Here is a 329-nt window from a genome sequence, read left to right on the forward strand (position 1 = left end):
GCGCCTGTGCCGCCGCCTTCGCAGCCTCGCCGGGGCTCGACAGCTCCCACAGTTGATCTGTATTGCGGGCGATATTTGTACTTGTCGCGATGCTTTTGTGAGCCGGGGTTTGACTGACAACCCCGATCCCCTGTGGGAGCTGTCGAGCTTTAGCGAGGCTGCGAAAGCGGTGGGTCAGGCAACTTGGATAGCACCTGTACCGCCGCCTTCGCAGCCTCGCCGGGGCTCGACAGCTCCCACAGTTGATCTCTATTGCGGGCGAGATGTGTACGCGTCGCGATGCTTTTGTGAGCCGAGGTTTGACTGACAAACCCGATCCCTGTGGGAGC

It is taken from the genome of Pseudomonas sp. Larv2_ips, from assembly GCF_963879675.1.
Classification (GTDB): domain Bacteria; phylum Pseudomonadota; class Gammaproteobacteria; order Pseudomonadales; family Pseudomonadaceae; genus Aquipseudomonas.